Annotated in this window: 12 protein-coding genes; 11 read left to right on the top strand and 1 reads right to left on the bottom strand. The window is 61.7% G+C overall.

The genetic code is table 11. From position 1 onward, the window contains the following. Positions 1-139 precede the first annotated feature (139 nt). The 11 genes from HU762_RS24045 (at position 140) to HU762_RS23995 (ending at position 13,298) form a co-directional block, all read left to right on the top strand. Positions 140-2,440, top strand: a complete 2,301-nt coding sequence (locus HU762_RS24045; protein WP_238340434.1) for a hypothetical protein — start codon at positions 140-142, stop codon at positions 2,438-2,440. Between the two features lie 35 nt (positions 2,441-2,475). Further along, complete coding sequence (locus HU762_RS24040; RefSeq protein WP_186614284.1) at positions 2,476-2,937, top strand: Lrp/AsnC family transcriptional regulator; 462 nt, start codon at positions 2,476-2,478, stop codon at positions 2,935-2,937. A gap of 176 nt (positions 2,938-3,113) precedes the next feature. Then, positions 3,114-4,796: an NAD(P)/FAD-dependent oxidoreductase gene (locus HU762_RS24035; protein ID WP_186641147.1), complete on the top strand. Its 1,683-nt coding sequence runs from the start codon at positions 3,114-3,116 to the stop codon at positions 4,794-4,796. A gap of 12 nt (positions 4,797-4,808) precedes the next feature. Further along, complete coding sequence (locus HU762_RS24030) at positions 4,809-5,603, top strand: carbon-nitrogen hydrolase family protein (RefSeq protein ID WP_186614280.1); 795 nt, start codon at positions 4,809-4,811, stop codon at positions 5,601-5,603. Between the two features lie 48 nt (positions 5,604-5,651). Further along, positions 5,652-8,093 (top strand): pyrroloquinoline quinone biosynthesis protein PqqF, encoded by a 2,442-nt coding sequence (gene pqqF, locus HU762_RS24025; protein WP_186641145.1) that lies wholly within the window; start codon positions 5,652-5,654, stop codon positions 8,091-8,093. 170 nt (positions 8,094-8,263) lie between these two features. Next, positions 8,264-8,338 (top strand): pyrroloquinoline quinone precursor peptide PqqA, encoded by a 75-nt coding sequence (pqqA, locus tag HU762_RS24020; protein WP_003177660.1) that lies wholly within the window; start codon positions 8,264-8,266, stop codon positions 8,336-8,338. Between the two features lie 79 nt (positions 8,339-8,417). Further along, complete coding sequence (gene pqqB / locus HU762_RS24015) at positions 8,418-9,329, top strand: pyrroloquinoline quinone biosynthesis protein PqqB (RefSeq protein WP_186641144.1); 912 nt, start codon at positions 8,418-8,420, stop codon at positions 9,327-9,329. Positions 9,330-9,340: 11 nt separating this feature from the next. Further along, positions 9,341-10,093 (top strand): pyrroloquinoline-quinone synthase PqqC, encoded by a 753-nt coding sequence (pqqC, locus tag HU762_RS24010; protein ID WP_186641142.1) that lies wholly within the window; start codon positions 9,341-9,343, stop codon positions 10,091-10,093. Beyond that, a complete protein-coding gene (gene pqqD, locus HU762_RS24005; protein ID WP_186641140.1) occupies positions 10,090-10,365 on the top strand; it encodes a pyrroloquinoline quinone biosynthesis peptide chaperone PqqD in 276 nt (91 codons plus the stop codon). The genes pqqC and pqqD overlap by 4 nt, the downstream gene beginning before the upstream one ends. 1 nt (position 10,366) lies before the next feature. Beyond that, the gene (gene pqqE, locus HU762_RS24000) at positions 10,367-11,506 is read left to right on the top strand and encodes a pyrroloquinoline quinone biosynthesis protein PqqE (protein WP_186641215.1); all 1,140 of its coding nucleotides are present in this window, start codon (positions 10,367-10,369) and stop codon (positions 11,504-11,506) included. Continuing rightward, a complete protein-coding gene (locus tag HU762_RS23995; RefSeq protein WP_186641138.1) occupies positions 11,472-13,298 on the top strand; it encodes a S9 family peptidase in 1,827 nt (608 codons plus the stop codon). The genes pqqE and HU762_RS23995 overlap by 35 nt, the downstream gene beginning before the upstream one ends. 111 nt (positions 13,299-13,409) lie before the next feature. On the opposite strand, the gene HU762_RS23990 is transcribed toward HU762_RS23995, so the two are convergent. Further along, on the bottom strand, positions 13,410-13,568 hold the full coding sequence (locus tag HU762_RS23990; RefSeq protein WP_186614268.1) for a YqaE/Pmp3 family membrane protein: 159 nt from the start codon (positions 13,566-13,568) through the stop codon (positions 13,410-13,412). Positions 13,569-13,677: the final 109 nt, after the last annotated feature.

Genomic DNA, 13,677 nt, shown 5'->3' with positions numbered 1-13,677 from the left:
GCCCATCATCGCCAGCCCCAGCCTTTCCCGACTGTTCCTCGAGCTGTTCTGGCAAATCAGCATTCTGGTTGTCCCAGCCTTTTTCGTCACAATCCTGCCGCCCCCGCTGGCTTTACTGGCGGTGGTGTTCCTCGGATTGATGATGGGACTCGCCGCGCGACTGGGTTTTTCAGCGATGGGAAGAGGCGTTGCCCGGCTGACAGTCGGGGCAGTGTTTGGCCTGGGTTTCAGCCTGGGCCGGGCGTTGCCTGAGTGGTGGGGGATTTTAGTGGCGATTGTCGGCATCGTTGTCGGGCTCGCGTGCGTCAGTAGCTGGGAGGGGCGCCTCGGATTGGCGCCGGCGTCGACGCCCAAGAATGGCCCGAGTGCCTGGGGTGGAAACGAGCCGCAGCTGACGCCCGAGGGCGAGCCGATCCGGGTGTTCAACCACGGCGAAATCGCCATGGGCGGCCCTGTCTGTTGCGACTATCTGTTTCCCGATGGCGTGCTCTTGCAAGGGCTCGGGGCTTCGGCGGTGTTTTCCAATGACGGTCGTTACTTTGCAGCGCCCGTGCCGTCCCGGCAGGAATGGGGGCTGGTGGTCCTCGACCGCCAGCAACGCAAGGTATACCGCTGTGCCGACAGCGAGTTCTGGGAACTGGACGCCATGGACCTCGACCAGTTGAGTGGCCGCCATAGCCCACTGGTGGACAACAGCGTCCGTCAGGCCCGGCTGGATGAGCTGCTACAAACCGCCGAAGTCACCGACCTGATTGCCGTCGCGGACCTTTGGCTGGAGCCTGGCTGGCATCCAGACAATGTTGCGCACAGCTTCGCGCGACCGTCTGCCGATGGACGTCAATGCCTGGAGGGCCGCCTGTTATTGCCCTCGACTTTTCGCGACCTGGATCAACCGCTGGAGCCGTTGTATTCGCCGCGCTATGCCGTCAGCGTCAATGGGCAATCGTCCGGGCTGGCGATGGCCGCCGATGCGCCGTTGGTATGGGGCACCGATCACCGAACCTTGGCGTGCCTGGCCCGCGAGCAGGCCAACGATGCGGATGGCGACCAGTACTGGCTATGGCAACTGGACAGCGGCTGGCGCGCCCTGCCCTCACCTTGGGTAAGCGCCGCCGCCGAACCTTCTTTCTACTGGCATGACGTGTTGAGCCTCGATGCAAGCCATGTGCGTATCGGCGCGTACCTCGACTATCCGCGCCCGGGTTCCGGCCGGTATGGCTACCGCCTGGACAGTATCCACAGCGATACCGAGACCCAGACCGGTCATGACGCCCAAGGTCGGGTGCAGGTCGGCGAATTCAAACTGACCCGCATGGCCATTGTGATGCCGTTGGACAGCCAGGGGCGGCGAGGCGACTCGTCCATCGAGACGCAAACTTTGCGGGACGGAGTAAGGGCTCGCCTGACCTGGCTTTGCGACAATCGCGAAGGGCTGGGAGGTTATCGCTGCCAGATCGGAGAATGGACCTTGCCGGGGAGCTGGTTCCTGGATCACCGGGTCTCTGATTGCGGGCGCTATTTGGCGCTGCTGCCTTTTGAAGACTCGTCGAAGATCGCCACCCATGGCGTGGTCGCGGACGTGCAGGGTCAACGTCTACTGCAGGGACCAGCGATGTGGGTGGAGCGAATACTCGATTTTCGTGATGGTAGGTTGAGTCTGGCCGTGATCGCAGGCCGTCTTGATAACGATGTGGAAACCACCCCATTGCAACGCTTCAGCGTCGCCGCGCCGGCGGTCGGCAACGACTCGTCTTTCTTTCGCCCTGACGAGCGAACCCGGCTTTATTACGACACGATGCAGTTGCAGCCGAAAGATTCCCAATTGAGTGTCGTCGCCCCGTGGCGACTGGTCGATCGCCCGCAAGCGGCCACCGCCGACGGCGACTTCATTCAGCCCGCTCCAAATCATCAAGATGCCGCCTGGCTGTTTGGCAGCGAGACGGAATACGCCGACAGTTGGGTGCGTGCCGGTACGCCCCGTCTTGGAGGGCATTTGCTGACGGCGTCAGGTTGCGCGCTGGTTGACCTGGCGCCTTCGATGATCTGGTCGGAGGATGGCCGTTATCTGGCCCTGACCCGCATGGCAACCGACGTGACAGAACAGTGTGGAAGCTACCGGGGTTGGCAACTGCTGCTGCTTGATGTTCAGGACCGCACGTTGCGGGTTCATCCGCAATGGCTGGGCAATCGCCCCTTGTTCGAGGGCTTCGATGAAAGTCAGCTGCGAATACGCTGTTTCGAGCGGGAATGGGAAGCGCAAGACGCTGAAGACCCTGGCTCGGTGCAGGCTTTCTCACTGGACGTTTTGCTGCAAGCGCCCATTGAGCCGCTGGTCTGCCAGGACGGTTTCTGGCTCAACGCTTCGCAAACGCAGCGGGCAGCCGCCTGGCAAGCGCTGGCTTTACCTGCCATTGGCTATTTCGAGCGCCAGAGCCTGTAACATGCCCGACTTTGATGCTTGCGCCGGAGCCGACCGTGACTGACACCCGCCCCCCCGTCCTCGACGAAATCGATCGCCAGTTGATCGCGGCGCTGCAAATCAATGCTCGCGAAAGCGTCGCCATGCTCGCCCGACAATTGGGCATTGCCCGAACGACGGTGACGTCACGGCTGGCGCGGCTGGAAAAAACCAAGGTGATCACCGGGTATGGCGTGCGCCTGGGGCAACGAGTGATCGATGGCGGCTTGCAGGCTTACGTTGGAATCAAGGTTCAACCGCGCTCCGGCAAGGAAGTGCTGCGACGCCTGAGCGCCATGGCTCAAGTCCAGCAGTTGTGTGCGGTCAGCGGCGAATTCGATTACGTGGCCTGGCTGCGCACGGACTCGCCGGAGCAACTGGATCAGTTGCTCGACCAGATCGGCGGCGTGGACGGGGTTGATAAGACCACCACATCGATCATTCTCAGCAGCAAGATTGATCGGGGCCAGCCGGTCTGAAGCCTGCCACCAGGATATTCGTCGTAAACGATCACCGCGGCGTCATATTGACGTAAACCCGTCAAAAACGACGACACATTGCGTCTTATTAACGTGTTTCACCCTCTCTAGAATGGCTGGCATCTTTCCTATACTCAGACGCTCACGCCGCGTCGAGTCGCCCATCAAGGTCAGCCATGAACAAGAACAATCGCCACCCCGCAGACGGCAAGAAGCCCATCACCATTTTTGGACCGGATTTTCCGTTCGCCTTTGACGATTGGATCGAACACCCGGCCGGCCTCGGCGTTATTCCCGAGCACAACCACGGGGCCGAAGTGGCGGTTGTCGGGGCCGGCATCGCTGGCCTGGTGGCGGCTTATGAGTTGATGAAGATGGGCCTCAAGCCTGTGGTCTATGAGGCCTCGAAGCTGGGCGGGCGCCTGCGTTCCCAAGCCTTCAACGGCGCCGACGGCATCGTTGCCGAGCTGGGTGGCATGCGTTTCCCTGTGTCGTCCACGGCGTTTTACCACTACGTCGACAAGCTGGGCCTGGAGACAAAGCCCTTCCCCAACCCGCTGACCTCGGCCTCGGGCAGCACCGTAATCGATTTGGAAGGCCAGACCTATTACGCCGAGAGCATGGCTGACCTACCCGCGCTGTTCCAGGAAGTCGCCGACGCCTGGGCCGATGCACTGGAGGCCGGCTCGCGCTTCGGCGAGATCCAGCAAGCGATCCGCGACCGCGACGTGCCGCGTCTCAAGGAACTGTGGAACACCCTTGTGCCGCTTTGGGATGACCGCACGTTCTACGACTTCGTCGCCACCTCCAAGGCGTTCGCCAAGCTTTCATTCCAACATCGCGAAGTGTTCGGCCAGGTCGGTTTCGGCACCGGCGGCTGGGACTCGGACTTCCCCAACTCGATGCTCGAAATCTTCCGCGTGGTGATGACCAACTGCGACGACCATCAGCATCTGGTGGTTGGCGGGGTGGAGCAAGTACCGCACGGGATCTGGAAACACGTGCCGGAGCGCTGCGCGCATTGGCCGCAAGGCACCAGCCTGAACTCGTTGCACCTGGGCGCGCCTCGTAGCGGCGTGAAACGTATCGCACGCGCCGACAACGGTCGGTTCAGCGTGACTGACGTCTGGGGCGACACGCGTGAATATGCCGCCGTGCTGGTGACCTGCCAGACTTGGCTGTTGACCACCCAGATCGAGTGCGAGGAAGCGCTGTTCTCGCAAAAAATGTGGATGGCCCTGGACCGCACCCGCTACATGCAGGCGTCAAAGACCTTCGTGATGGTCGACCGACCATTCTGGAAGGACAAGAATCCGGAAACCGGCCGTGACCTGATGAGCATGACCCTCACCGACCGCCTGACCCGTGGCACCTACCTGTTCGATAACGGCGACGACAAGCCAGGGGTCATTTGCCTGTCCTACTCCTGGATGAGCGATGCAATGAAGATGCTCCCGTATCCCGTGGAGAAACGCGTGAAGCTGGCCCTCGATGCCCTCAAGAAAATCTATCCGAAGGTGGACATCGCGGCGCGGATCATTGGCGATCCCATTACCGTGTCCTGGGAAGCCGATCCGTATTTCCTTGGCGCATTCAAGGGCGCCCTGCCCGGCCACTACCGTTACAACCAGCGCATGTACGCGCATTTCATGCAAGACGACATGCCGGCCGAACAAAAAGGGATCTTTATCGCCGGCGACGACGTCTCATGGACACCCGCCTGGGTCGAAGGCGCGGTGCAGACCTCGCTCAATGCCGTGTGGGGAATCATGAAACATTTTGGCGGTGAAACTCACCCCGAGAACCCGGGCCCGGGTGATGTGTTCGACGAAATCGGCCCCATCGCCCTGCCCGAATAAAAGGAGTTTTCGATGCGCGTAGCCCTTTACCAATGTCCACCACTGCCGATGGACCCGGCCGGCAACCTGCAGCGCCTGCACCAGGTCGCGCTGGAAGCCAGGGGCGCCGATGTATTGGTGCTGCCGGAAATGTTCCTGACCGGCTACAACATTGGCGTCGATGCGGTGAATGTTCTGGCGGAGGTCTACAACGGCGAATGGGCGCAGCAGATTGGTCGAATCGCCAAGGCGGCCGGCCTGGCGATTCTTTATGGCTACCCAGAACGCAGCGCAGACGGGCAGATTTACAACGCCGTCCAACTGATCGATGCCCACGGCGAACGCCTGGCCAACTATCGCAAGAGCCACCTGTTCGGCGACCTGGATCATACGATGTTCAGCGCTGGCGACGCGGCGCTGCCAATCGTGGAGCTCAACGGCTGGAAGCTCGGTTTCCTGATCTGCTATGACCTGGAATTCCCGGAAAATGCCCGGCGCCTGGCCTTGGCCGGCGCCGAGTTGATCCTGGTGCCGACCGCCAACATGCAGCCCTACGACTTCATCGCCGACGTCACCGTGCGTGCGCGGGCTATCGAGAATCAATGCTTCGTGGCCTACGCCAATTACTGCGGCCATGAAGGCGAATTGCGCTATTGCGGCCAAAGCAGCATCGCCGCACCGGACGGCAGCCGCCCTGCCCTGGCGGGGCTGGACGAGGCCCTGATCGTGGGTGAGCTGGATCGCCAACTGATGGAAGACTCCCGTGCCGCCTACAGCTATCTGCACGACCGTCAACCAACGCTTTACGGCGACTTGCATAAACACTGACCCGAACGAATCCGCTAGCATGAGCAGATCTTTTTCCTGGAAGTGCTCATGCTGGCCGCCGATTCCCTTCATCCTCACACTGAAACCCTGGCCAACGGTCTACAGGTGACTTTGCGTCATGTCTGCGGCCTCAAACGCTGCGCAGCGGTGTTGCGCGTGGCGGCCGGCAGCCACGATGCGCCTGAGGCCTGGCCGGGACTGGCGCACTTTCTCGAGCATCTTTTCTTCCTGGGGACAGAGCGCTTTCCCACAGGGCAGAACCTGATGGCCTACGTTCAGGGCCACGGCGGACAAATCAACGCCCGTACCAGCGAACGCACCACCGATTTTTTTCTTGAATTACCGGCCGCCGCTATCGCCGGCGGACTGGAGCGACTGTCGGACATGCTCCGTCATCCGCGCCTGGACCAAGACAGTCAGTTGCGCGAGCGAGAAGTACTGCACGCCGAATTCATTGCCTGGTCCCAAGACACAGCAGCCCAGCGACAAGTTGCCCTGCAGGACGGATTGTCGGCCGCTCACCCGCTGCGAGGTTTTCATGCCGGCAATCGCGACAGCCTGGCGGTGTCAAAGCCTGAATTTCAAACGGCACTGCACGGTTTCTATCAGCGCTTCTATCAGGGCGGGCAAATGACCTTGAGCCTGGTCGGCCCGCAAAGTATCGAGGCCTTGGGTACGCTGGCCGCCACGTTTGCTGAAAGCGTGCCTGCGGGTAAAAAGGTGGACAGGCAGTTGCCGCCGCCACTCATGGAGACCTCCGAGTCCAGTTATCAACGTGCTCGTGCGGGCGGGCGGGACATGCTGTTCGCCTTCGAACAACTACCGGCCGCCTCGCCGCAAGCCCTGGATTTCTTGTGCAACTGGCTGAACACCCATAAACCGGGCAGCTTGTTGGCGCTGTTGCGCCAGCGCAGCCTGACCGACAGCCTCAAGGCCACGCCGCTGTACGAATTTGCCGGCCAGGCGCTGCTGCACATCGAACTCAAGCTCGGCAACGGCCAGGTACCTACCGAGATCCAGCCTTTGTTACGCGACTGGCTGGGGTTCTTTGCCGCCCACGACGATTGGGCGCCGTTGCGCAAGGAATTCAACGCACGGCTGCAACGTCGTCAAGAGACGGCAACAGCCCTGCAACTGGCTCGCGGGGACAGCGAAGGACGCGACGGGACTCTATCGGAAGACGACTTGATGCGGCTCCGGGCAATCCTCACGCAATTGCACCCGGTGGATAACGTCGCCGGGCCATGGCAATTGCCACCGCCCAACCCTTTCCTGCAAACAGCCAGCGAGCCGCCCCGCGCCGGCTTGATACGCGGCCAGACCAGCGCCCACCGTGGCTTGCGGACGTTTGCACAGGACCGCAGCCGAGGCCGGCGGGAACGCTCGCCCATGCAGTTCAGCCAGGCGCTGGCGGATGACATCCGCGAAAGTGCGGTGTATTTGCGCTGGCGATTGGCGACTCAGGCGCCGCTCGATCTCCAGTCCAGGCTCGATCAGCATCTGGCGGACTTGCGCGAAGACGCCCGGCAGGCCGGCGTGGACCTTGTCTTTGAACCTTGCGGCAATCAATGGCTGCTGAAAATGGTTGGCTTGCAGGCGCCGATGCCGCTAGTGCTCGAACACCTCCTGACGAAGCTTGGACAACCGCTGCCCCCCGCCCAGCCCGACAGCGACACGCCCTTGATACCGATTCGACACCTGTTGAAGGCGTTGCCGAATCATTGTCAGCCACACGCTCAAGACCCGGCGTTGCCACGGCCCGACAGCGAACAAGGTATCTGGACAAGCGCCCATTGGGACGGCCTGGCCATCGGACTCTCGGCCGCTACCCAGACCGCCATGGGCCCTGCGCTGGCCCGGGTTCCAGGCATCGCCAGTGAGGACGACCCGCCAGCCTTGGCGCAATCCCACGGCTGCGTCTGGAACAGGCTTGAGACCCAGGGCGACGAACACGCCGTTTTGCTGTTTTGTCCCACACCGACCCAAGACTTGTCTGACGAGGCCGCGTGGCGGTTGCTTGCCCAGCTCTGCCAGACGCCGTTTTACCAGCGCCTGCGAGTTGAGTTGCAATTGGGCTATGCCGTGTTCAGTGGCTTGAAGCAGATCAACGGCCAGACAGGCCTGTTGTTCGGTGCCCAATCCCCCAGCGCCTCGGCAGCGCAGTTGATTGCTCACATGGAGCAGTTCCTGGGCGAGTTGCCGGCGCTGATCGAACAGATCGATGATTCAAGCCTGGCCAGCCAGCAGCAAGCGCTGGCCCGCCAACTTGATAGCGCCGTGCTGCCCTGTGCACAAGCGGCGGAATTGCTCTGGCAAGGCAAACTGACCGGACGTTCTTCGGACTATTTGCAGCTGCTGGCCGATGCCATCGTGCAGACGGAGCGCGAGCCATTGATAAACGCGGCCCGCCGCTTGATCAACGCACAGGGAGGGCGTTACTGCCTCAGCAACGAGCCGTCTCCGGGAACCCCATGGCAAACGGCGCAGTGATCATTGCAGCCAGTGCAACGAGCTTTCTCAAAGAATCGCGGCGAACGAATTTGTCAGATTTAGTAACATAGGTGTTTAGGCATCTGAACATCTTCTGTCGGAGATGGACTATATGTATAGGTCCCAATAGTCCTAACTAACCCAAGCACCCCAACCAAAGGAGTATTCCCATGTCCTGGTCCAAACCCGCATATATCGATCTGCGTATCGGCTTCGAAGTCACCATGTACTTCGCCAGCCGTTAATGACAGCAGGCGATCAGTACGCAACACAACGCCTCGGTCATCCGGGGCGTTTTTATTTCGGTTTGCAGATGGAGCGGCCATGTTCGTCCAGATTCTAGGTTCCGCCGCCGGCGGCGGTTTCCCCCAGTGGAACTGCAACTGCGCCAATTGCGCAGGCTTTCGCAACGGCAGCCTGCGGGCCCAGGCGCGCACCCAGTCGTCCATCGCGATTTCCGATGACGGTGTGAGTTGGGTGCTGTGCAACGCCTCCCCGGACATCCGCGCCCAGCTCCAGGGCTTCGCCCCGATGCAACCTGGCCGGGCCCTGCGCGACACTGGCATTGGCGCGATCATCCTGATGGACAGCCAGATTGACCACACCACCGGCCTGCTCAGCCTGCGCGAGGGCTGCCCGCATCAGGTCTGGTGCACCGACATGGTCCATGAAGACCTGAGCACCGGCTTTCCGTTGTTCAATATGCTGACTCACTGGAATGGCGGGCTGAGCTGGAACCGCATCGAACTGGACCAGGGCTTCACCGTCCCGGCCTGCCCGAACCTGCGTTTCACCCCGCTGCCGCTGCGCAGCGCCGCACCGCCCTATTCTCCGCACCGCTTCGACCCGCATCCGGGCGACAACATCGGACTGATCGTCGAAGACCTGCGCACAGGCGGCAAGCTGTTCTATGCCCCGGGCTTGGGCAAGGTCGACGAGGGGTTGTTGGATATCATGGCCAGCAGCGACTGCCTGTTGGTGGACGGCACGATGTGGGACGACGATGAAATGCAGCGCCGTGGTGTCGGTACCCGCACTGGCCGGGAAATGGGTCACCTGGCACAAAATGGCCCGGGCGGCATGCTCGAAGTGCTGGAGCATCTGCCGAAGCAGCGCAAGGTGCTGATCCACATCAACAACACCAACCCGATCCTCGATGAAGACTCCCCCGAGCGGGCCGAGTTGGTGCGACGCGATGTCGAAGTCGCTTACGACGGTATGAGCATCGAACTGTAGGAGCGCCCGGAATGACTGACACACCATTGACCACTGCAGAGTTTGAAGCAGCCCTGCGTGCCAAGGGCGCTTATTACCACATCCATCACCCCTATCACGTGGCGATGTATGAAGGCCGCGCCACTCGCGAACAGATCCAGGGCTGGGTCGCGAACCGCTTTTACTATCAGGTAAACATTCCGCTCAAGGACGCCGCGATCCTGGCCAACTGCCCGGATCGGGAAATCCGCCGCGAGTGGATCCAGCGCCTGCTCGACCATGACGGCGCGCCCGGCGAAGACGGTGGTATCGAAGCCTGGCTGCGGCTGGGCCAAGCGGTGGGCCTGGACCCCGATCAACTGCGCTCCCAGGAATTGGTGTTGCCGGGCGTGCGCTTTGCGGTGGACGCCTACGTCAACTTCGCCCGCCGCGCCTCTTGGCAGGAAGCCGCCAGCAGTTCCTTGACCGAGCTATTCGCCCCACAGATCCATCAGTCGCGCCTGGACAGCTGGCCGCAGCATTACCCCTGGATCGACCCGACCGGCTACGAGTATTTCCGCACCCGCCTGGGCCAGGCCCGACGCGACGTCGAGCATGGCTTGGCCATCACCTTGCAGCACTACACTACTCGTGCGGGTCAGGAGCGCATGTTGGAGATTCTCCAGTTCAAACTGGACATCCTCTGGAGCATGCTTGACGCGATGAGCATGGCCTACGAATTGGATCGCCCGCCCTATCACAGCGTGACCGGGCAGCGCGTCTGGCACAAAGGGATCACGTTATGAGCTTCGACCGCAGCAAAATCCCGAAATGGCGCCTGGGCTACCGTTTCCAGTACGAACCGGCCCAGCAAGGCCACGTGTTGCTCTATCCTGAAGGCATGATCAAGCTCAATGACAGCGCGGCGCTGATTGGCGGCTTGATCGACGGTGAACGGGATGTCGCGGCGATCATCGGCGAGTTGGCGAAGCAGTTTCCCGACGTGCCGGAACTCGGTGACGACATCGAGCAATTCATGGAGGTCGCCCGTGCAGAGCACTGGATCGAACTTGCCTGACATCACCGGCCTGCCGCCCAAGCCCGACGTCGGCCTCCCGCTATGGTTGCTGGCCGAGCTGACCTATCGTTGCCCGTTGCAATGCCCGTACTGCTCCAACCCGCTGGACTTTGCCGAGCAAGGCAAGGAGCTCAGCACCGAGCAGTGGTTCAAGGTGTTTCGCGAAGCCCGGGAAATGGGCGCCGCGCAGTTAGGCTTTTCCGGGGGCGAGCCGCTGGTGCGCCAGGACTTGGCCGAGCTGATCGGCGAGGCGCGCAGACTGGGTTTCTACACTAACCTGATCACCTCCGGCATCGGTTTGACCGAACAGAAAATCAGCGACTTCAAGAAGGCTGGCCTGGACCATATCCAAATCAGCTTCCAGGCCAGCGACGAGCAGGTGAACAACCTCCTGGCCGGCTCGAAGAAAGCCTTCGCGCAGAAACTGGAAATGGCTCGGGCGGTGAAAGCCCACGGCTACCCGATGGTGCTGAATTTCGTCACCCATCGGCACAACATCGACAAGATCGACCGCATCATCGAGCTGTGCATTGCCCTGGAAGCCGACTTCGTCGAACTCGCCACCTGCCAGTTCTATGGGTGGGCGCACCTCAACCGCGTTGGCCTGCTGCCTACTCGTGAACAATTGGTGCGGGCCGAACGCATCACCAACGAATACCGCGCCAAGCTGGAAGCCGAGGGCAATCCGTGCAAGTTGATCTTCGTAACCCCGGACTATTACGAAGAACGTCCCAAGGCCTGCATGAACGGCTGGGGCAGTATTTTCCTGACCGTCACGCCGGACGGCACGGCATTGCCATGCCACGGCGCCCGGCAGATGCCGGTGCAGTTTCCCAATGTGCGCGACCACAGCATGCAGCACATCTGGTACGACTCGTTCGGCTTCAACCGTTTCCGCGGTTATGACTGGATGCCCGAACCGTGCCGCTCCTGCGATGAAAAGGAGAAGGACTTCGGTGGCTGTCGCTGCCAGGCGTTCATGCTCACCGGCGACGCCAGCAATGCTGATCCGGTGTGCAGCAAATCCGCGCACCACGGCATGATTCTCCAGGCTCGCGAAGACGCCGAGCACGCCACTCAAACCATCGAGCAACTGGCCTTTCGCAATGAACGAAATTCGCGCCTCATCGTTAAAGGCTGAGCCCTTCAGCGCCGCCCAAGCCGTCGCGGCGGGCGTCGACTTCGCCGAACTGCAACGGGGGCCGCAGGGCCTGTTCTGGAATGAATACCGTCCCGAAGACGGCGCTTGCCGGATCTGGCAGTGGCAAGACGCCAAGGCCCGCTGCCTGACCCCGGACGGCTTCAGCGCACGCAGTCGGGTCTACGAATACGGCGGTGGATCATTCTGCCTGAGCGATGACGGCGTGCTGTTTGTCAACGAGGCGGACCAACAGGTGTACCACCAGGCGCTGGCGGGAGGGCCTCCGTTGGCTCTGACCCAGGGCGATTGTCGATATGGGGATTTGCGCTTCGCCGCCGGGCAGGTGCTGGCGGTGGAAGAACAGGCCAATCAGCATCGGTTGGTCTCGATCGGGCTGGTGGACCACCAGCGGCGCGTGCTGGCAGCCGGTGCTGATTTCTATGCCTCGCCGACGCAGAGCCCCGATGGCCAGCGACTCGCCTGGATCGAGTGGAGTCGCCCACACCAGCCCTGGACGGTCACGCGGCTGATGCTTGCCGAGCGCAACGCCACAGGTTGGAAAGAGCCGCGTTGTGTGGCTGGCGACAAGGACGAAGAGTCGATTCAACAACCGCGCTTCGATGCCTCCAGTCGCCTCTATTGCCTGACCGACCGCGGCGGGTACTGGCAGCCCTGGGTTGAACGTGCCGGCGTTCTCGAGCCGCTGCCCGCCGTCGACGCCGATCACGGCCCCGCACCTTGGCAGTTAGGCGGTTATACCTGGTTGCCGGTAGATGAAACCACTTACCTGGCAAGCTGGACCGAAGCTGGCTTCGGGCGGCTGGGCCTGCGCAGCGGCAGCGTGCTCGAAGATCTCACCGGCAGTTACAGCCGCTTCCGCAGCCTGGCGCTCGATGAGCAATTCGTTTATGCCGTTGCCGCCTCACCGGTCGGCCCATCGGCAATCATCGCCATCGAACGGCAAAGCCGTGAAGCGGTGGTATTGGCGGGCGGCATCGCGCCATTGCCCACCGAGCAGATCAGTCGCCCTCAGACCCTGCGCTACCCTTCTGCCTCAAGTGAAGCCCACGGATTCTTTTATCCGGCCATGAACGCCGAGGAGAAACCGCCCCTGGTGGTGTTTATCCACGGCGGACCGACTTCAGCGTGCTACCCGATGTTCGATCCGCGCATCCAGTACTGGACCCAGCGCGGCTTTGCCGTCGCCGACCTCAATTACCGCGGCAGCAGCGGCTACGGTCGCGCCTATCGGCAAGCATTGCATCTGAACTGGGGCGTGGCGGACGTCGAGGATGCCTGCGCGGTCGTTGCGTACTTGAACGAGCAAGGCCTGATCGATGGCCGTTGCGCGTTCATTCGCGGTGGCAGCGCCGGTGGGTATACGACGCTGTGCGCCCTTGCGTTCCGTGATGTATTCCGTGCCGGCGCCAGTCTCTATGGCGTCAGTGACCCCATCGCCCTGGCCCAGGCCACCCATAAATTCGAGGGAGACTATCTGGACTGGTTGATCGGCGACCCGCAACAGGACGTCGAACGCTACCGGGCCCGGACTCCGCTGCTGCACGTTGATAGCATTCGCGCCCCGGTGATCTTTTTCCAAGGCGAATTGGACGCCGTGGTCGTGCCACGGCAGACCCGGGACATGGTCAAGGCATTGGAGGACAACGGTGTCGCGGTCGAGGCGCACTATTACGCCGATGAGCGTCACGGCTTTCGCAAGGCCGCGAACCAGGCGCATGCGCTGGAGCAGGAGTGGTTGTTTTATCGCAAGGTGATGGACATCCGGATCTAGACCGGCGATCACTTGTGGCGAGAGAGCTTGCTCCTGCTGGGCGCGAAGCGGCCCTGAGTTTTTTGCGGGAGCAAGCTCCTCGCCACAGTAGATATCAGTTCAGCAGAGAACTCAGCGCTTGGCGATGATGTACACCGCATGCACGATGCCGGGGATATACCCCAACAAGGTCAGCAGAATATTCAGCCAGAATGCCCCGCCAAACCCGACTTGCAGGAAGACACCCAGCGGTGGCAGCAGAATGGCGATGATGATCCGAACGAAATCCATGGAGAGCTCCTGATAGACGATGGCCACATTGCCATAGCCCATGGACACCTGACCGCTCGTCAGGGTTCAGTGAGAGTCGACACAGAGACGGCCCGAATGGGCCTTTGGA

This window comes from Pseudomonas sp. SWRI92 (assembly GCF_014268685.1).
In the GTDB taxonomy this organism is placed as follows: Bacteria; Pseudomonadota; Gammaproteobacteria; order Pseudomonadales; family Pseudomonadaceae; genus Aquipseudomonas; species Aquipseudomonas marvdashtae.
This window is presented reverse-complemented; position numbering and strand designations above follow the sequence as displayed.

Bases quoted from the DNA above. Each gene is read 5' to 3' on its own strand.
- pqqC (WP_186641142.1), top strand. From the start codon at position 9,341: ATGACTGACACACCATTGACCACTGCAGAGTTTGAAGCAGCCCTGCGT.
- pqqB (WP_186641144.1), top strand. From the start codon at position 8,418: ATGTTCGTCCAGATTCTAGGTTCCGCCGCCGGCGGCGGTTTCCCCCAG.
- HU762_RS24030 (WP_186614280.1), top strand. From the start codon at position 4,809: ATGCGCGTAGCCCTTTACCAATGTCCACCACTGCCGATGGACCCGGCC.
- HU762_RS23990 (WP_186614268.1), bottom strand. From the start codon at position 13,568: ATGGATTTCGTTCGGATCATCATCGCCATTCTGCTGCCACCGCTGGGT.
- HU762_RS24035 (WP_186641147.1), top strand. From the start codon at position 3,114: ATGAACAAGAACAATCGCCACCCCGCAGACGGCAAGAAGCCCATCACC.
- HU762_RS23995 (WP_186641138.1), top strand. From the start codon at position 11,472: ATGAACGAAATTCGCGCCTCATCGTTAAAGGCTGAGCCCTTCAGCGCC.
- pqqD (WP_186641140.1), top strand. From the start codon at position 10,090: ATGAGCTTCGACCGCAGCAAAATCCCGAAATGGCGCCTGGGCTACCGT.
- pqqF (WP_186641145.1), top strand. From the start codon at position 5,652: ATGCTGGCCGCCGATTCCCTTCATCCTCACACTGAAACCCTGGCCAAC.
- HU762_RS24045 (WP_238340434.1), top strand. From the start codon at position 140: ATGATGGGACTCGCCGCGCGACTGGGTTTTTCAGCGATGGGAAGAGGC.